Consider the following 17,369-nt stretch of genomic DNA (forward strand, 5'->3'; position numbering starts at 1 on the left):
GCCTTCAATTTCGGCACGGATCTTGTCATTCTGGCAATGGGTGAGCAACACACGGCGCACCGCGTGATTGCCGCGATCCAAGCCTTAGCCGTTGGGACGGTTCGGGAGGTATTGCAGCGCCCACTTGTTGCCGTCGGGGTCGGCGAAGTACACGAAGTGGCCCCAATCCAGTACCGCCACCTCGCTGACCTCAACACCGTTGGCGGCGAGCTGGTCGTGGGCGGCCTGAATGTCACTGACCACCAGCTGCATCATGGGCGCGGTGCCGGGAGGGGCGTCGGTGAGGCCTTCCCCAATGGTGATCGAGCAGGCGGACCCTGGCGGCGTGAGTTGCACGAAGCGGATGCCGCCGCCAGGGCGCTCGTCATAGTCGGCGTTGAAGCCAACCTTGTTCACGTAAAAATCCTTGGCCCGGTCCACATCGGATACGGGCACAAATATGAGTTCCAATTTCCAGTCCATAGGTCGACGCTACCCCGATGGACGCGGCAGGAACAGGGGTTGGGCTAGCTCAGATTCGCCGTCGTGACGCAGGTGGCATCGTCGTTGCCCTTGGTCGACAACGACTGGGTGGCACTCTTGCCGTCAAAGCCAAGGGTCAGGGTGGCATCGATTCCGCGTGGCAGCCACAGGCCCATGAAGCCGTTGTCGTACGTGCGCAACGACTCCTCCACGAGGACCTCGCCGGTCTTGTCATTCGTGACGGTGACAGCCACGTCCTGGTTCGCCAGTTCGCCCCGGCACGTGGTGAGACTGTGGAAGTGGCAGTCGTGCGTCTGGCTCACATACGGGGCCACCGACACATAAAACTCGTCGGCGGGCATGGGCACGGCAGCCTCACGCTTAGTGGCGTCCATGAGGATCAACTCAGCCGGGCGGATCGAGGCCATCAGCTGCGTCGACCGCTCTGCCACGGGCAGGGTGTCCAGTTCGGTGATGATGTCCTTGGCGCTCATGCCCTCGAAGCCAAGCTCCGTGATGAGTGACTGGTCAGCCGCGGATTCTGCCGGGGTCGGCGCAGCTGTGGAACAGCCGGCAATGAACAGGACGGCGGCGGCCGCTCCGATGGTGCCAAACAGTGAACGGCGGGAAATTGGGGTGGTCATGATGCGCACTTTCTCGATCAGTCAATGCCGACGGCAGTCTCGCGTGCGCCGGCCAGGGTCACAAAACTGCAGGACCAGGGGCACAATGCGTCCCGGCCCGCGGCTGTCACGACCGGTTGATGCAGAGAACGTTCAAGGAGGGGGTGCTTGGCGGCGGAAGGCCAGGGGTCCGACACTGCGGCCCGGCACGAACCAGCCCCGAATGACGGACGGTGCGGAACCTTGGCAGCAGCAACAGCAGTCCAAGTACGACGGCGGCACTGCAGTTCACGGCCATCGACAAGTCATCGCAGACACAGTTGGCACACGACGCAGCCGGGGTGGGAGGCGGAACGACAGTTGCGGTCGCTGCCACCACGGCGGCAGTCCCCCCGTGCATGGCGAGAACGTCCGCTCCGCTCGAAATTTGGCTTGAGGAGGTGCCGCCGGAGTGAATGCCGTGCATCGCCAGCATCCCGAGGATCACCAGGACGGCGAGAAAGATGCCCGGCACAATGTGGGAGCCAGTCCGGGACCGGCTCCCACTTTGGGTGAATTCAAGGGCCAACATAATAGGCCCATTCTACTGATGGGGATACGGTTCAAGGAATTTGGACGGGCCGCACCGGGTGGTGTTCGGCACCGGGCGCATGGGTCCCGAACTTAGACGCGTTGGACGCTGCGGACGTAACTTCCCACCGCGTCTGAAGGCTGCGCACTGGATGTCACGTAGCTTCCGGGACGGGCGGCAACGGGTGCGCTGGTGGAGACGTACGATCCTGCGTGGCGGGGGCGCGGGGCGGTGGTGGTCACATAGGCGCCACCGCGGACGGGGTGCTGCGATCCGCCGCCGTTGGCATCATTGTTGTGGAAAAAGCGAATGTGGGGTGCGATGTTGAAAATGCTGTTCAAGGTAACTCCTAGGGTCGGTCCCGAGGGCGCGGCTCAGCGCGCCACGAACGGTGGCTGGGACGGCAAAGTTTCTGCGTGCCGTCTGTAACGATTGGCTGCTTGCGCAGCGGCTTATGCAGTGGCCGGTGTGGTCTGGCACGTGGAGCAGATGCCCCAGAACGTGATTTCTGCGACCTGGACGGCGAATCCATCCATGTTCGACGGCGTCAAGCACGGGCTTTCGCCGATGACGCAGTCCACGTCTTCGACGGTGTGGCAGTTCAGGCAGACCCGGTGGTGGTGGTTGTCGCCCACGCGGGTTTCATAGAGCGCCGCTGAGCCTGCCGGTTCGATCTTGCGTACGAGCCCGGCGGACACCAAGGCCGCCAGCACGCCGTAGACAGCCTGCAGGGAAGTCTTCGGCAGTTCCATGGCAACGGCGGAGGTAATTGTCTCCGCATCCAGGTGGCCCTGGCCGGCAAGTATGCCGAGGACGGCAACTCGAGGTGCCGTCACTTTCAGCTGGGCCGACCTGAGTCTGCCCGCCAGAACCTCTTGTTTTTCATCCCTTGCCATGTCTCCATTCTAACAGTTGTTTTGAGTAACTCAAAACAACTGTCGGGCACCTCACAATACAGCGATTCCCCACTAGCGGGGTGCCAACCGTCAATATCCGTAGTGGTTACGGCGGGCTCGAGCACTTCCCGTTGGATGACGAGGGCTGCCCTGTCGTTGCCCCAGTCTCCGGTGCGAACGACGCGCCCCGCCGCAGAAAGGCAGGGTCAGATGTCACATGCCGCCAAAAATCCCGTCACTGCGGTCGTCCAAAGATTGGGCAGCCCTACTTCCGGGAGGCTCCTTGATTCAACGGGCACGGTGATAAACAAGCTGATCATCGCGATCTTCTTCCTATCCGCTTGGAGACCGCCAATCGCATCGGTTTTCTGGGGTACACGGAGACCAACGGAGATGTGGATGATCCCCGCCTCTGCCGTCCAGCATTGTGGCGATGGTGTGCCTTACGAGACTGGCGACGGTGGAGGTGAGTAGCGACAACCGCCTGCTGCGCCCGTTACGCGATGCGCAGGACGCTTTTACCTCGGGCACGTCTGGTCTGCACTTTAGCGAGGGCAGTCAGAGCATCCTCGAACGGGTACACCCGTTCAATCTCCACATGCACGTTCCCAGCCTCAATGTCCGACATGAGTTGCATCGTTCCATCGCTAACATCCACCTGGTAGGGCATCGTCTCCAACCGCACACCGCGTTCAGTCGCGGCGGAATCTCCCGAGATTGGAATCAACTGCCCGCAGTCCTTGACCACGCGGGCAGTTTCTGCCGCGGTCCCGGGTTGCACCGCCATCGCCGCGTCGACCCCTCCAGGCATCCAGTCTCGGACCTGGCTCGTCCAGTCGGGATCGTGATAATCAACCACCATCTCCGCACCCAGTGACCGCAAGTAGTCGTGATTGACCTCAGACGCGGATGCACCCACCCTCCAATGACGTTGACGTGCGAGCTGAATTCCGAAGGTCCCGAGCGCCCCCGACCCTCCGGCGATAAAGAGCGACCCTCCGGAGGGCACAGCAGTCAATGCGTGGAAGGCCCGCAAGACGGTGTTACCTGCGACGGGAACTGCTGCCGCAGTGGCGAAGTCCATCCCGGCAGGGATTGGGATAATAAGCGAATCGGTGCTCACGGCGACAAATTCTGCCCACGTGCCACCTTTCGGCTGCATCGAACTTACGTATGCGATGCGATCACCGGGGTGATAGCCAGTAACTCGTCCGCCGATCTCTTCGACAATGCCGGCCGCTTCAATGCCAATTGGAAACGGATACCGGACGTCAGGGGGAAAGAAATAGGAGTCATGGATACCAACCCCGACCGCGCGCACACGCACCAACACCTCATCGTCGTCGATCTGGGGTTTGGGGACCTCGGCCAGCTCGACGATGTTGGCACCGTCGTGCGGAATTACGAAAGCCCTCATGTGCGGCCTGTCTTCCAAATTGGTGGTCTTGACGCAGGGTACTGCAACCTAGGCTACACGGATGCCCTGCACAGCGCCGTAGTTCCCCCGCCGCGGCCGCCACCCGGACACAATATCCGTCGGCGCCCATGCGAACCCGCCTGAGGTCGAGGCTCTTCATCCTCACGGCGCGAGGCCCGAGTCGAGCTGCCGCTCATCGTTGTGCCCAACACTTGAAACTCGCATGTACCCCACTCGCTGACCGCTCGTTTTGCTCATTTTCGAAAAGTGTCCAGATAGGGCCTTAGCCCCTATGCCCGATGTGTCATTCAGGTCCCGCAGCACCCTAACCTGACACGATCTAGCCTTTCGGCTGGACGCCCAGCAGGGCGTACCCCAGTTAGACAGGGATTATGTGTGCGGAAGGTCGGGGCCTTGTGAACGGCTTGGCCAATAGAATGAAGCTTCAACTACCACAGCAAGGAACACCATGACCTCCGTAGTAATCGACCCGCCGCTCACACGCTGGTACTGCGACAGCTGCCACGAGCCGATCGAGGACCCTCAGTGGGCCACCGTATGCTGGGCGGATCCAACATCGCCAGATTCAGCCGATGGGCACCTTCAACACGACCTCCCCGCCGCGATTCTCGTCGTCCACAAAGGCAATTGTGATGATCCGCGGAGGTATACCTCAAACCAAGGGCTCGACCTCATGCTCGGCGCCGAAGGAATGCAATGGTGGGCCAGCTTCCTCTGGCGGGGGCCTGTCGCTGAGCCTATGAAGTTTACCGCTGACATCGACGTCGCACCGGTCGTGGAGCTCTTCTACCGGCTCCACGTTCCGTATTACGAGCAGGCTCGTCGCCATTTCAATTCCACAGAAGCCGTCCAGGTACTCGACGGACTGCCGGTCCTGACTGAGTCAACGCTCAAGGGGCTCATCAAGGGCTCCGGCCGCTGAGCCCAGCCGAGCTTGGCGTAACGCGGCAGACATTGCAGTGATCTGAGTACGACGAAGGAGCTGCAGTCAGATGGTGAGAGGTTACTGGCTGGGAGGTGATTTGTTCAGTGCGTCGCCGGAGAGGTTCATACTCCATCGGAATGATGTCGACCGTGCTGTTTCAGCACGTCTGCCAGGTCCCTCTCGAACTTCCGCGTCGCGTCCACGACAACCGTCGACGCAAGTGTCCGAATCCGCATCTCCGCACTCACGCTGAGGTTTGGGCTGCAGTCCTCGAGGTTGAAGTACACGTCGTCAGTACCCGCATCGTGTTCGACAACGAGAGGCGGACACCCCGTCGTGCTCGTATACCCAAACTGAACACTGGTGCTCGTACTCAACTGCTCGACCTCATCAACGCTCAAGGCTATGCGGACTTCTTCCGAGTCGTTGACGTAAGGTACCCCGAAAATAAATCGCCTCTCATAACTTTTATCAATGGGCCCACCCACGTATTCCATCGTTACTTGATACCGGATCTTCGTGCCACCAAACCTCCGGGCGCACTCTCGCTCAATTACGTTTGACGTCTCGGCCTTGAGCCGGATCGCCGCCTGGCGAGCCGTTTCTAGCATCACGCCGTCGCCCTTCAGAAGGTGCCCTATATTGCCCACGATACCGTCTGCTTCGTCCTCTGCATTGGAACTCTCAATAAGTTCTGCTAGCCAGGACAGCGTTTCTATGGCTCGGGAGCTGACGTAATCTGCTTTTTCCTGGTGGGCATGCCTGTCCGCCGCCTCCAGAGCCTGGAGGTACAGCTTTTTGCGTCCAGAAAATATGGCCAGTGGTATACCGAACGCGGTGAACAGCGGGAGAGAGGAAATTACGCGAGCCATGCGTCCATTCCCGTCCGCGAACGGATGAACGTGCGCTATCGCCCAGTGAACATAGGCGCACTGGATGACAGGGTGCGCGGCAGCATACCTAGGCGACCGCATCGTCGCTACGAGACGCGCCATCTCGGGGGGAACGTCTTCTACCGGCGCATAGTAAAAAGTTCGGCCAGCCCGATCATTCACTTGGTTGGGCTCAGTCTTGTAGACGCCTGCCACAAATTCGCGGTCTTGGTATCCATTAGGCGTCCAGACCTTGTACGTCTTTTGGGAGCTCGTCGCGGGCCGATGGATTTCTCGTATCTCTGCTTCAGTGAGTGGCTGTTCGCGGACGCCCGCTGCCAGTTCCTGAATGACCAAGTAGGCTGCGAGCTGATCTTCGAAATGCTGTCCCGCTCCATCCCCACTGTCCGCCAGCTCCTGCTCCCAGCCGTCTGTCTCCATAGCGACACTATAAGTCGCACCCTCGTCGTAGAGATCCTCGACGGCGCCAGTTTCAAACGCGGTAGCTCTCAAGATCCGGTCATGCGCCCAATGCAGGTCCTTCCTCCCGCTCGCTTCCTGGGCACCACGAAGTCTTGCCTGCAATCGTTCAAATTCCGCGGTATCAACCGTGAGGGTTACCCACTCTTCGAAATCGCAAATGCTGTCATAAGAGACAGGCGTGACAGAAGTATCCAGCGAAGAAACAGTCATGAGACCCACTCTAAGGCAGTGCCTGGAGCTATCGATGAGATCACCTCAGTCAGAGGCCTTTCGACCACTATCACTGGCTCTCTGCTACCCACTACAGGCCGGCGCGTCTTCCTCGCCGATGCATGCAGCAGCCCATTCGGTGCCAGTGACCTCATACACGCCCATGGCAGCAGGATGTTTTTCGAGCGCAGCCACCCACTCCGCCTTCGAGCCGCAAACGCGCAAGGTAGCCAGAATTAAAGGATCCGCCTTTGTGGAGTCCGGTTCCAGCGCTGCATTCTTCATGCCTATTTCACACGCGGTGGGCAGTGTGACTGGCTGCCTTGCCGCACGAAGCTCGTCGCGTTTTTCATTCTCAACAATTACATAAAGAGACAGGACCACAATCCCGAAAAGCACCATGACTGAGCCGGCAACAACACCAAGCCGTGCCAGCCAAGACATCCCGGCCCAACCCCGCTTGTTCACCACACCAGCCCGTCCAACCGTCCCAGCCCCCTTCTCTCCCGTATCCAGCTCCTGCAACCGCCCAGCAAATGACCTCACACCAGGCTGCAGGAATTCAGGCAGCACCATACCCGGGTACTGCTCAAGGAAAGCTTGCCGGTGGGGTTCCACGGCCACTTCATAGGCCGCGTCAATGATGGCCGCCCGGCGCATGTACTCGGCGCGGAGGGAGGGTTCAGCGTCGCCTGGCGAGGCGGCCTGTTGGCTTGTGAACCACGCATGGGCGGCTTCGGCTGCCGCAGCTCGTTGTGCCTGGGCAGCTTGGGCCGTGGTTGAAGCGGCCAGCGCGTCGTAAATCAAAAGGTCCCCCAGGGTCAGATAGGCATTCTCTGCATCATAGGCCATCGTCCAAGTGCACTGGGGGCTGCTCAGCGCTAGGATCAATCAGAAAACTAGAAAGTAGGGCACTCATGCCGACAGGGCCGAGGCATCGGAAGTTTACGGATATACCCGAAGAACCAGGCGTCTCCTACGCCGAGGATTGCCGGTGCATGATCGGTGAGGATCATGAGAGCGGCGAAGACGGCCCGCTGAGCGATTCTCTCAGCGCGTCAGAAGCCGAGGATATCTGGCTCTCAAGCGGCATGGACAAGGACTACGACTTCCGTTAGCCAAGTGTTCTCATGTAGCCCGGTGTTGAGTCTGGCGCAGCACGTGTCTGCGGCACCAGGTAGGAAACATTTGAGGTCATCCAAGATCTTTCAGATGATCGCAATGGTGTCCGACCTGGTGCCAAACCGCAGTAGGACTATGCCTGACCGAACTGCTCGGCATGGAGATCCATTAGAATGGGCCGGTCCTTACGGGCCTGCCTCAATTGAGCCACAGTCATTTTTCCCACCGCGGCCGCTTCTTCAATGCATAGCCCTCGGGCCGCTGGCCGCCGGCACTGTATCGCTCGCTTCAGTCGCGTCTTGTCAGTACGGGGATCCCCGTAGAATTCGCCGTCTGCGAGCAGGCCGACGAGAATGCTAAATGAGCAACCCAGCTTGGCGGCTATTGCCCAGCGGTTCGGCTCCCCTTTTCTGATCGCGAAGGCCCGCTCTGCCATAGCGAGGTGCTCTTGACGCTTCTTTGCTTGGCTGACTGTCAACAGCTCCTGTCCATCCGCGGCGACGATGGCAAGCACTTCCCTCTGGGAGCACCCCGCCCTTTGCGCTATGTCCTTGGTGGAGCACCCCTCTTGTAGAGCCGACAACACCTGCTTCTCTTGATCCTGTTGTTCGCGCGATTTGACCGGTCGCATGGAGGCTAACTGTTTGCGTGAGAACGCTGAGAAATACTCGAACAGCAGACGACTCGCTTGTTCCGCAGAGCATCCCAGTGAAGCGGCCATGGCACGTGGAGTATCTCCCATCAAGTGCCTGCTGTATGCGGCTGCTCGAGACACTTGCCTCTCCGCTTCTTTAAGATCCTCGTCGATCTGTCGGGCGAGGAGAACGATGCCTGCAAAGTACCAACGAAGCTGGAATGGCCATGCTCGAATGGAATCAATTTTCCAGTTGAGCGACGGCGCCAGCCCCCGGAGACTCATGATTGCCTCCGAACATTCCTCGGACAGATCGACCCAGAAGTCATCAAGAACCTCTTGCTGCATAGCCGCCGAGAGTCCGCTGAAGACAGCAGCGCACTCCCCCACAGTGCCCGCCCCAAAGTTAGGAACTGAAGCCCTCAACCATGGCAGAAGGACCGTGGCACCAGGATTTCCTGCGCCAGAAATCCTTACTATTCCAGTGGCGAAGACGGCCTGTCCGCGATGATTGTAGGCCACAACAATGTCCTGCCACGGCTTTGCTAGGGCGGAGGCCAGGTATCCGATCCTTACGGTGCTGGCGTGCAAAGCTACCGCATAGCCGTCAAACGGATTTCCTGGTTCTGGAACCAATTCCAGCTCGATGGTCTGACCGTCGGCCAGACCATCGAAAGCTTGTCGTGCAGAGAATTGTGCCCCTCGGACAAAATGGTTATCGAAGCTCGGTTCGCTGCGCGGGTCAGCAATCTCGAAGCGCCCCGTTTGACGGCGGTACTCATTCACAGGCGGCGTGTATCGTCCATCCATCGGTGCCTCCCCAGCATCGTTAGCAACGAACTACTCTAGCCTGCCCGCACCCCCACGCCACACACCCACCGCAATGCTCAGCTACCAGCTCCCCGTTGAGTGTGGCTGTTGCTGTACGGGGAATGCAGGGTAAAGGACTACCCCGTTTTGCCCTCACTCAGATCGCTCCGTAGCCTGATGGTTGCCTAAAAGCCAGTACCGATGCTGGGAGATTGAGAGTGCCAGCAATGTTCGCGCAAAATAGACCCACCCGTTCCGTGCGATTGCGGCTTGCCAGCGGTGTGCTTCTTGCCGCAATGCTCGCGACTTCCATCGCATCCTGCAGTACAGGTGGCAGCGCCCTAGTGCCTGTGGTCTCAGCTGCCCCGAAAACAACTACCGCCACCGCACCCGAACCCACAGTCAAGCCTCGTGACACACGTACACTGGCTGGCGCTTCCGAAGAGGTGATGGAGATGCTCCCTGACGATTCCGCCGCTACCGCCGCCGTGGCGCGTCTACGCAGCCTGGTCGATAAAGAGCTGGAGCGGCTAGTCACGGAGGAAGTTTCTAGCGACCTGCGTCTCCTTTGGATGGATACGATGCTAGCGATGTTGAACAGCGATGATGCATCGCGCTACGAGGAGAATGCTGCGGCGTTCTACGCCTACGGATCCCGCGTGCAAAGTGAAGGCCGCAAGCACGGGTTGATTACCATAGAGCGGCCATAACCGACCCCTTTTTGAGCCCACAACAAAGCCCGCCTTCCAATTCGGAGGGCGGGCTTTGTTGTCTGGGTGGAGCCTACAGCTCCAGGAGTGCCTGCGCTACCCGTACTTCTCCGCATACGGGTTCGGCACCAGTGGTTTCCGGCGCCGCTCAATCTCTTCAAATCCGTCTCCGCTGAGCATGTCCGGCCCGCTGATACGCCAGCGGGCCCGCACCACATCGCGCCAGCTTCCAGCGATCATCCCGTCTTGGCCATCGGGTGCGTACAAATCATCCGTATAGACAATCGCGCAAAGCATCTCCACGAGCGCCCGCCTGCTCGACCCACTAAGCCAGGCCTTCTCTATGATTTCTCCTGGATCCGGTGCAAAATACCCCGGTTGAGCCTCCTCCTTAGCCACATCCGAGGCAACCGACTCGGGGCGCAATCCGAAACGCACCGCCGCGACGTTCACCGAATCGCCGGCCATGACGGCGGCAACAGCGCCTCGTCGCGACTCTGCCCGGGCATGGATCTCAATGAGTCGGCCATGTAGGTGGGCCGCTTTCTCCTCGGCAGTGGGCTGCGGGACGGGCACATAGGGGCCTGGGGCACCGCTGCGCAGATGTTCGATCTCCTCGACCTCCGCCGCCGTCATAAGGCCCTGAATGACCGCGTCGCGGTGCGTCCGATACCAGTCTTTCGGCGGTACGGCGTAGGGATCATAGGCCACCTCGGGCCACTCCCAAGCAGCCAGCCGCTGGATAAGTTCCTGTCGCGGTGTACCTTCGATGTGCGCCCGGACGATGGCCTCAAAGGCTGACTCTTCGGTGCTCTGGCCGCTTGCCAAGAGACCGGCGAGATCTTCTACACGCCCTTCCGAGATGCCAATCTTGGCGGCGATCTCCGAATAGCTGAGCTTCTCGGCCAGAGCTTACTGAATGATGCGCAGGCGGCCTCTGGTGGCCAGGTAGGAGCCATAGTCCTGGCGCCGGCGGGCGTCGGCGCGGGCCGCGGCTTCTTCTTCGGGTGTAAGTTCAGCCTTCACTTCCTCCTGCCCCTGTTCCAATCGATCGGCAGCTCCTGCGTCAGCGGGCCTCTGCGCGAGCGGACTTCTTCCAGCTCCTCCGGGCTCAATAGCCCTTGGACCTGGCTAGCTCTCTCCACGGCTCGCCACGTGCCGAAGACGGCACCTTGCATCGGCCACGGCAGGATCGAAGGGTTCTCGGTGTACTCAAAGGCTGAAAGCCGATCCACCAATTCCCGCCTCGAAGCGCCCTCCACAAACGCCCTCACGATCAATTCGTACGGCGAAACATCCGCATCTGCCCCACGATCCAGACTCTCGGCCATCTCTGTCACCGTCTCTACAGACATTCCTACCGAATCCGCCACGGCCTCAACACTCAAGCCCTCAGCGATGCCGTCGCGAACAGCTCGGAGTTGCTCTGATCGAAGGAGGTACTCGCGGTAATGGGCTGCGACGTCCGGGAGGGCTTGCCCGCCGAATTGGGGCGGGAGAGATGAGCTGTCGTCTTGTGGTGAGTGGGACATTCTGTTTTGGCTCCTTGGCGTGGGTGCTTCGCTTGTAGGAACCATGTGTGCGGCATGGGGCTAGAAAGACTCGTCGTCGGTGTGCGCAAAACTAGCTGAGTTGCCTCGTGTGTACGCCCGCGCCTTCACCTTGGCAGGAACCCATTCACCGGCAGGAGTGTACGGCCCGCGGGGACATGTTTCTAGCGCGTTCGGTCCACAGCTGCTAGGTGAGGCGTCACGTTTGCGTCCGTGACGGTCAGCGGTTCGGCTAGGCCAATCGGTCAACGCGTCGGTGGCAGTCGACGCGCCCCACTACAAGCCACACACTCAGCAGCCGCACTGCAATTCAAGCACTCAGCCGTCGCGGCGGGGAGCGATCCGGGTGGCTTGGTGGTGGGTGTGAGGGATCGATGGTCAGAGGGGGAAGGTGGCTCGGGAGTCAGTCGGTGGTGCTCGATTCTTCCTCGATGCCGTACTTTTCGATCTCCCGTTCCGCCCCAGCGCGGACCTCGGCGGGGAGGGACCGATAAATAGCATCAGTACGCATGGGCGCCTCAATGAGTTCTACAGCCAGCCTGTTGACCGCTTCGATCAGCATCTTCGGGACGTAGTCCTCGTTCTCATCCAGGTAGATCCTGACCGACTCGTCAGAGTCATCTGCGCCGTGAAGTGTTTTGTTGCCGACGTATCTGATGGCCACCAAAAGTTTCCACAGCTCAGGGGTCACTCTTTTGGCCTGTGAGTTGATCAAACCCGAAAGGTTTAGCTTCTTTTCGAGGGTTGGTGCTATGACCTCCTTGAGGAGGCTTTCCAGGGCAGCTCGGCACAGCGCAGCTGAAGCCCGACGTGAGATCGGGAATACAGCTATCGCTTCCGACAGCAGCCCCTTTGCCTCTTTTGGCAGCGCGGGATGCGGCTCGGCAAGGCTCTCGCTGCCAGCCAGCGGATATGCAAGGTCCATACCGCGCCAGAAAGTCAACTCGCTGCAGCCGGCGCATCTCGCTACGTTCCAGTGGGCATCGTCCGGAGGGTCCTCACCAAAGAAATCATCTTCAGTCTCGGGATCTAGAAGTGCAATTATGGGCCCCTGACGTCCGTCCTTCGCAACGAAGATCGGGGACCACTCCTGTCCCGTAAATGCCCGGCAACTCGGGCAGTTGAACTTAGTGCTATGAAAAAACGGTGCCTCCCCGAACGACATATTCTTCGCCATCCTTACTCCACAATCTCTAGTGCCGGCAGCCCGGCCACAATCTTGTTGGTCTCCACGGAAACCGTGACGATGCGCTTGATGAGGTCGATGACGTAGCGAGGATCGTTGACCTCTCGGCAGTAGTCGTTGGGGTCATTGACGATCTGAGAATCCTTGTGAGTGGTCACCTGATACCGATCGATGATCCACTCAATGGCTGACTTGCCGTTCACCTGGTAGTCCAGCGTCTCGGCTGGAATATCTTCCAGCGTGATGTTGGAGTTGAACACGATCCGGGACCGATCCTTGCGGGCACCCCAGGACAGCTTCTGCACGCGGCAGTAGTCGTACTGCGCCTCGACATCTGACGGCGGTTCGGTCCTGCGTGCTTCGGTCAACTCTGCCGGCGCCACAGTCTCGTAATTCAGATGCAGGTCAGCCAAGGCCCGTCCAGCCGTACTGAACCCCCAAAAGTCCTTGACCTTCGGGATCCGCGGCAGCATCTTCATCAGGTCAGCCTTGTACGTCTCCTTGTACGTCGGAGAGTGAAGCAAACCGTAGACGTAGTAGAAGATGTCCTCCTTGGTGATGGAGGAATCTTCATAGAAGCTGCGGTACGTCGAGAGGGTGGCGTCAGCAATGTTTTCCCGGCGGATATAGTCCTCAATGATTTCCTCTCCCTCCGCGGGCATCGGAAACTCTCCCTCCGGGATGGGCTCGTAAGTGTACCGAGGGAAATACTGTCCGCCTTCGCTCCCCCAGAGATTCAGGTCGGGTATTGCATCGGTCATAAGGATGCCAAAAGGTTTCTTTGCACCGATGCCTGTCATGTAGAAGCCCTCGTTTGGCAGGTCTATCGTCGGGAATATCTTGGGCATCTGGTAGACCATGTCGTTCATGCCTCGCTCAAAATACACGAATTCTCTAGTGAACGGCCGATACATGCACCGGCGCAACGCGTCTGGCACAAAAGAGTGCTCTATGTCCCTCGAAAGATCCTTCAGTAGCCCCCGGTTCCAGCTGACTTTCGTGGGGTCCATCGCGGGTTCCCGGCTCTCCGACAGTCGCTGAACCTCATAGTTTGCAATCATTTCCTTCATATTCTTCTCAACTGATTCAGGGGAGAAGCTATAGCACCATGCGTCGCGGCTCGTCGCAAGCCCCCTGGAGAAGTTGTCAAATAAAGGAGGAACTTCCGCCAGTGATTTCTTGGTCTTGTCGCCCAACGGCTGAAGCTTCACAAAATTCTGATCACGGTGGTTTACCCAGTCCCCTGAACCGTTTGGCTCAATACTGTCCCAAGCAGTACCTTCGAGAGACCGTTCATTCTCAAGTATGTCAAGCTTCTGTTCACGGGTCAGGTAATCGCCGATGTCGCGGTATTGAATATCCGCTGGACCGTCATGGTTCGCATTCTTGATTAAAATTGCGATTGCGACCGGTGTCCGCGAGCCGCTACCGAACACTTTCCCACCTTCTCTCCGCGACAGCTCTCCCGTGGTTCGCTGATTACCTCTCAGGTTGTAGATGAAGATTCGGCTGAAATCTTCTGCAAGAGTCTTGCGGATACCGTCCGCGGTGTTGCTGTCGATGAATGAGCCATTGGAGACGAAGGCAATGACGCCATTGTCTTTGATGCGGTTGGTAGCCCAACGGATGCCACGGATGTAGGAGTCGTAGAGGCTGTTCTTGTTGGTAGCGGTAGACGATGCGCCATAGCTATCTGCAATGCTCGCATCAAGCACCGGATATTTCTGGTTTTGATTGTTGTCGTTCGCACTGGTCTGGCCCGTCGAATATGGCGGGTTCATGACGATGACACGGATGCCTTGGTTTTTCTGCCGAACCACGCGAGCATGGTTCTCCGGAAAGATTCCTGTCGCTTCCAACTGGCCGTCAGTCTCGTTGAGCTGGAATGTGTCGGTCAGTGCGATGCCGTCGAACGGTACGTAGCCATCGTCAACGTCAGCCGCCGCAGCCACTTCGGAGTACACCGTCTCAATGTTGATGGCTGCGATGTAGTAGCTCAGCAGCACGATCTCGTTAGCGAACAGTTCCTGAGTGTATTTCCGGTGCAAGTCCGCTGGCTTGATCAACCCGATCTGCAACAATCGTGTCACGAATGTCCCTGTTCCGACGAACGGTTCCAGAATGGAGACGCCTTCGTCGGAGAGAGACTTGCCGAACTCGAGGCGCAGGGCCGCGTCGGCCGACCTCAGAATGTAGTCGACCAGCGGCACGGGTGTAAACACAATGCCTAGGCGCTCTGCAACACGGGGAAAGGCTGCCTTGAAGAAGTTGTCATACAATTCCAGAATAATCTGCTGCTTGGCGTCTGCATCAGTAATTTTTGCAACCCGGAGGCGAACTGAGGCATAGAACTTCTCGAGGCCCTTGCTCTCCCGCTCGAAGGCCGCATTGGATCCAAGTTGGTCCAGTATGTTCTGCATAGACCTGGAGACAGGGTTGTGCTCCGTGAAGTTGGAATCCGCGAACATCGCGTCAAAAACTGGTTTCGTCACCAGGTGCTGTGCCAGCATCTCCACGGCCTGCTCTTCGTCGATCTCAGGGTTCAAGTTCTCCCGCAGCCCGTCAACAAACTCGTCGAAAGCCGCACGATGAGTAGAATCCGCATCGGCCAGCAGAGTATCGATCAGGTCGATGTGCTTCTTAGCGATCGACGCGATGTCGTTCGACCAGTCGGCCCAGTACATGCGGTTGCCGCATTTGTCGACAATTTTCGCGTAGACCGATTCCTTCCACTCCTCAACGGGGAACGTCAAGGTCCCCTGGTCGCCGGCCGGAGAGGTACTCTGGTCGTCTCCCTCTATCTCCGGCGTTGCCGAACCATCGATCATCGGAGTCTTTTTCTTCGGAGCCAGATCGATCTTGTCGACGATGATCGATTCCGGAGCCTTCTTGCTGAGCTCCATCTGGTTGATGGCAGCGTCCATGCGTTCATCATGGGCGCGTAAAGCCTGCAGCACCTGCCACACCACTTTGTAGCGTGCATTGTCCTTCAACGCTTCCGAGGTCGACATGCCCTCGGGTATGGCAATGGGCAAGACGATGTAGCCGAACTTCTTCGACTCGCCTGTCTCTGGGTCAATGTGGTTACGCATCACGCGCCCGACAGACTGGATGACGTCGACCATGGAATTGCGGGGATTCATGAACAGAACGGCGTCCAGCGACGGAACGTCAACCCCCTCGGTCAGGCAGCGTGCGTTGGTGAGGATCCGGCAGGTCGGCTGCTCCTTCAGCGGCCACGACCCGTCAGCATTTCGCGGAGCGGTACGGTCGTCAACCAGGAGAACCTCCGGGTCGGCCTGCAGCCAGTCGAGACGCTCGCCTCGACGAACGGCATTGAACGTCCCGTCGACATGTTTGGCTTCCACACGCAGATCATCGGTAGGGTCATCGTTTGCCAGGTCCGTAAGATGAACCCGAACAAGCTCCTGGAATTCGGCTTCGATCTTCTTGGATGCAGGGATCGACCGGTTGAACGCCACAGCGCGGCGCATCGGCTGCCAGTCCTGGCCGAAGCCATCCTGAAATTCACCAGCGCGGCGCTTGGCCAAACCGTTCCACACGCCGACGAGCTTGGCAATATCGTCAATGTTCAGTTCACTGTTACTGTCGGCCAGCTGGTCCTGAAACGTGCCCGCTACCTGATGCTCATCGACGCCGAGGACCAGGACCTTGTAGTCAGTCAACAGCCCCTTCGTTACGGCTTCACCGAAGCCTATGCGGTAGAAGACCGGGCCAAAGATTTCCAGATCGTCCATGGAACACAGCTCAGCGTCCCGTTCCTTCGCGGCGTCCTTGGTGTCATCGTTGAAGATGCGGGGAGTCGCGGTCATGTACACGCGCTTGTTGGCAGAAATGATGGAGTTGTCGTGTATCTTCACGAAGTTCGACTGGTCCCCATCAACCAAGGTGGCGCCGGTAGTTCTGTGTGCTTCATCGCAAATGACCAAGTCGAAGTCAGGCAAGCCGGCCTGCTGGGCATCGCGGACCGCTTCAATCGACTGGTAGGTCGAAAAAACGACCGTCATGCCCTCATCCATCGTGCGGGTGCCCATAGCCTCGATAATGCGCCTGCCGTCAGTTGTGGCTGGAATCTGCAGGTCATGGATAGCCACATCGGTCATATCAGTGTCCTTTGACCTGCCGACCTTGGTGTCTGAGCAAACGGCATAGGCCTGCATGGGCTGGTCGGCCTCGTCTGACCATTCCTTCAGCGTCTGCGAAATCAGAGCGAGAGACGGAACCATAACCAGGATCCAGGCGTGGCCCAAATCTTCAGCGAAACGCTCAGCCAATCTCAGCGCCGTAAACGTCTTTCCGGTACCGCAGGCCATGATCAACTTGCCGCGATCGGATGTGGTGAAGCCCTTGAGCGTCGCCTCCACGGCTTCATGCTGGTGCGTGCGCAACGTCTTCTTATCGAAGACCTTCAGTTCCTCGGGTCGCTCTAAGTCGTAGGTCGCCCAGTCAATATTGGAGTGCCGGAAGTCGGAGAGCCCTACACGCTGAACGGGAACGTATCGACCATCTAGCATCTCGGTTGCGTTGGCGGACCATTCACCCTCGGTAGTGTCCACGACAACAGCGTGTGTGAATGGCTTTTTGGAGGAGGCTGACAGGAACGAGTCGATGTGATGCTTCTGGATCTTGGCACCCGGTGCGTAGAACTTTGCCTGGATCGCAGTAAGACCGCCATCAGCCCGGGCAGCAACGAGGTCAATGCCGTTGTCCGGGTTCGAGAAGTTAGATGGCCGATCCGGCCATTCACTCCACAGCCACACATCGGTGTATTGGGGCGCGTGTACGCCGTCGGTCAACAGAAAACGCTCAACCAACTATTCGAGGTAATTACCCTTCATTCGCTGGGAGTGCGCAGC

Annotated in this window: 15 protein-coding genes; 2 read left to right on the forward strand and 13 right to left on the reverse strand. The window is 58.9% G+C overall.

Translation table 11 applies throughout. The features are described 5' to 3' along the window. Nucleotides 1-84 precede the first annotated feature (84 nt). The 6 genes from art_RS21635 to art_RS09490 form a co-directional block, all read right to left on the reverse strand. Complete coding sequence (locus tag art_RS21635) at nt 85-462, reverse strand: VOC family protein (RefSeq protein WP_082000544.1); 378 nt, start codon at nt 460-462, stop codon at nt 85-87. Between the two features lie 44 nt (nt 463-506). Further along, nucleotides 507-1,106 (reverse strand): CueP family metal-binding protein, encoded by a 600-nt coding sequence (locus art_RS09470; protein ID WP_052136937.1) that lies wholly within the window; start codon nt 1,104-1,106, stop codon nt 507-509. A 106-nt stretch (nt 1,107-1,212) separates the two neighbouring features. Continuing rightward, entirely contained in the window at nt 1,213-1,656 is a 444-nt protein-coding gene (locus art_RS22510) for a hypothetical protein (RefSeq protein ID WP_038464412.1), read from the reverse strand. Nucleotides 1,657-1,748: 92 nt separating this feature from the next. After that, nucleotides 1,749-1,997 (reverse strand): hypothetical protein, encoded by a 249-nt coding sequence (locus tag art_RS09480; protein ID WP_038464415.1) that lies wholly within the window; start codon nt 1,995-1,997, stop codon nt 1,749-1,751. 111 nt (nt 1,998-2,108) lie between these two features. After that, nucleotides 2,109-2,552, reverse strand: coding sequence for a Fur family transcriptional regulator (locus tag art_RS09485; RefSeq protein WP_052136197.1), 444 nt, complete (start codon nt 2,550-2,552; stop codon nt 2,109-2,111). Between the two features lie 496 nt (nt 2,553-3,048). Beyond that, nucleotides 3,049-3,969, reverse strand: coding sequence for an NADP-dependent oxidoreductase (locus art_RS09490; protein WP_038464418.1), 921 nt, complete (start codon nt 3,967-3,969; stop codon nt 3,049-3,051). 469 nt (nt 3,970-4,438) lie between these two features. Here art_RS09490 and art_RS09495 point away from each other — a divergent pair, with 469 nt between their 5' ends. Next, on the forward strand, nt 4,439-4,912 hold the full coding sequence (locus art_RS09495; RefSeq protein WP_038464421.1) for a hypothetical protein: 474 nt from the start codon (nt 4,439-4,441) through the stop codon (nt 4,910-4,912). A gap of 125 nt (nt 4,913-5,037) precedes the next feature. Here the strand turns inward: art_RS09495 and art_RS09500 are convergent, their stop codons facing one another. The 3 genes from art_RS09500 to art_RS09510 form a co-directional block, all read right to left on the reverse strand. Further along, entirely contained in the window at nt 5,038-6,480 is a 1,443-nt protein-coding gene (locus tag art_RS09500; protein WP_157875227.1) for a Fic family protein, read from the reverse strand. An 84-nt stretch (nt 6,481-6,564) separates the two neighbouring features. After that, nucleotides 6,565-7,332, reverse strand: coding sequence for a hypothetical protein (locus art_RS09505; protein WP_038464427.1), 768 nt, complete (start codon nt 7,330-7,332; stop codon nt 6,565-6,567). 403 nt (nt 7,333-7,735) lie between these two features. After that, nucleotides 7,736-9,046 (reverse strand): hypothetical protein, encoded by a 1,311-nt coding sequence (locus art_RS09510; protein WP_162182048.1) that lies wholly within the window; start codon nt 9,044-9,046, stop codon nt 7,736-7,738. Between the two features lie 455 nt (nt 9,047-9,501). On the opposite strand from art_RS09510, the gene art_RS22515 reads away from it, so the two are divergent. Continuing rightward, nucleotides 9,502-9,756, forward strand: a complete 255-nt coding sequence (locus art_RS22515) for a hypothetical protein (protein WP_162182049.1) — start codon at nt 9,502-9,504, stop codon at nt 9,754-9,756. Between the two features lie 96 nt (nt 9,757-9,852). Here art_RS22515 and art_RS09520 read toward each other — a convergent pair whose 3' ends face one another. The 4 genes from art_RS09520 to art_RS09535 form a co-directional block, all read right to left on the reverse strand. Next, complete coding sequence (locus art_RS09520; protein WP_038464436.1) at nt 9,853-10,584, reverse strand: hypothetical protein; 732 nt, start codon at nt 10,582-10,584, stop codon at nt 9,853-9,855. 194 nt (nt 10,585-10,778) lie between these two features. Then, nucleotides 10,779-11,288: a hypothetical protein gene (locus art_RS09525; protein ID WP_038464439.1), complete on the reverse strand. Its 510-nt coding sequence runs from the start codon at nt 11,286-11,288 to the stop codon at nt 10,779-10,781. A 421-nt stretch (nt 11,289-11,709) separates the two neighbouring features. Continuing rightward, nucleotides 11,710-12,483: a DUF4145 domain-containing protein gene (locus tag art_RS09530; RefSeq protein WP_038464442.1), complete on the reverse strand. Its 774-nt coding sequence runs from the start codon at nt 12,481-12,483 to the stop codon at nt 11,710-11,712. Nucleotides 12,484-12,485: 2 nt separating this feature from the next. After that, the gene (locus art_RS09535) at nt 12,486-17,309 is read right to left on the reverse strand and encodes a type ISP restriction/modification enzyme (RefSeq protein WP_253901545.1); all 4,824 of its coding nucleotides are present in this window, start codon (nt 17,307-17,309) and stop codon (nt 12,486-12,488) included. Nucleotides 17,310-17,369: the final 60 nt, after the last annotated feature.

It is taken from the genome of Arthrobacter sp. PAMC 25486 (genome assembly GCF_000785535.1).
In the GTDB taxonomy this organism is placed as follows: domain Bacteria; phylum Actinomycetota; class Actinomycetes; order Actinomycetales; family Micrococcaceae; genus Specibacter.

What these genes read in the sequence shown, in the direction of transcription:
- art_RS21635 (WP_082000544.1), bottom strand. Translation starts at nt 462, where the DNA reads ATGGACTGGAAATTGGAACTCATATTTGTGCCCGTATCCGATGTGGAC.
- art_RS09470 (WP_052136937.1), bottom strand. Translation starts at nt 1,106, where the DNA reads ATGACCACCCCAATTTCCCGCCGTTCACTGTTTGGCACCATCGGAGCG.
- art_RS22510 (WP_038464412.1), bottom strand. Translation starts at nt 1,656, where the DNA reads ATGTTGGCCCTTGAATTCACCCAAAGTGGGAGCCGGTCCCGGACTGGC.
- art_RS09485 (WP_052136197.1), bottom strand. Translation starts at nt 2,552, where the DNA reads ATGGCAAGGGATGAAAAACAAGAGGTTCTGGCGGGCAGACTCAGGTCG.
- art_RS09490 (WP_038464418.1), bottom strand. Translation starts at nt 3,969, where the DNA reads ATGAGGGCTTTCGTAATTCCGCACGACGGTGCCAACATCGTCGAGCTG.
- art_RS09495 (WP_038464421.1), top strand. Translation starts at nt 4,439, where the DNA reads ATGACCTCCGTAGTAATCGACCCGCCGCTCACACGCTGGTACTGCGAC.
- art_RS09500 (WP_157875227.1), bottom strand. Translation starts at nt 6,480, where the DNA reads ATGACTGTTTCTTCGCTGGATACTTCTGTCACGCCTGTCTCTTATGAC.
- art_RS09505 (WP_038464427.1), bottom strand. Translation starts at nt 7,332, where the DNA reads ATGGCCTATGATGCAGAGAATGCCTATCTGACCCTGGGGGACCTTTTG.
- art_RS09510 (WP_162182048.1), bottom strand. Translation starts at nt 9,046, where the DNA reads ATGGATGGACGATACACGCCGCCTGTGAATGAGTACCGCCGTCAAACG.
- art_RS22515 (WP_162182049.1), top strand. Translation starts at nt 9,502, where the DNA reads ATGCTCCCTGACGATTCCGCCGCTACCGCCGCCGTGGCGCGTCTACGC.
- art_RS09525 (WP_038464439.1), bottom strand. Translation starts at nt 11,288, where the DNA reads ATGTCCCACTCACCACAAGACGACAGCTCATCTCTCCCGCCCCAATTC.
- art_RS09530 (WP_038464442.1), bottom strand. Translation starts at nt 12,483, where the DNA reads ATGGCGAAGAATATGTCGTTCGGGGAGGCACCGTTTTTTCATAGCACT.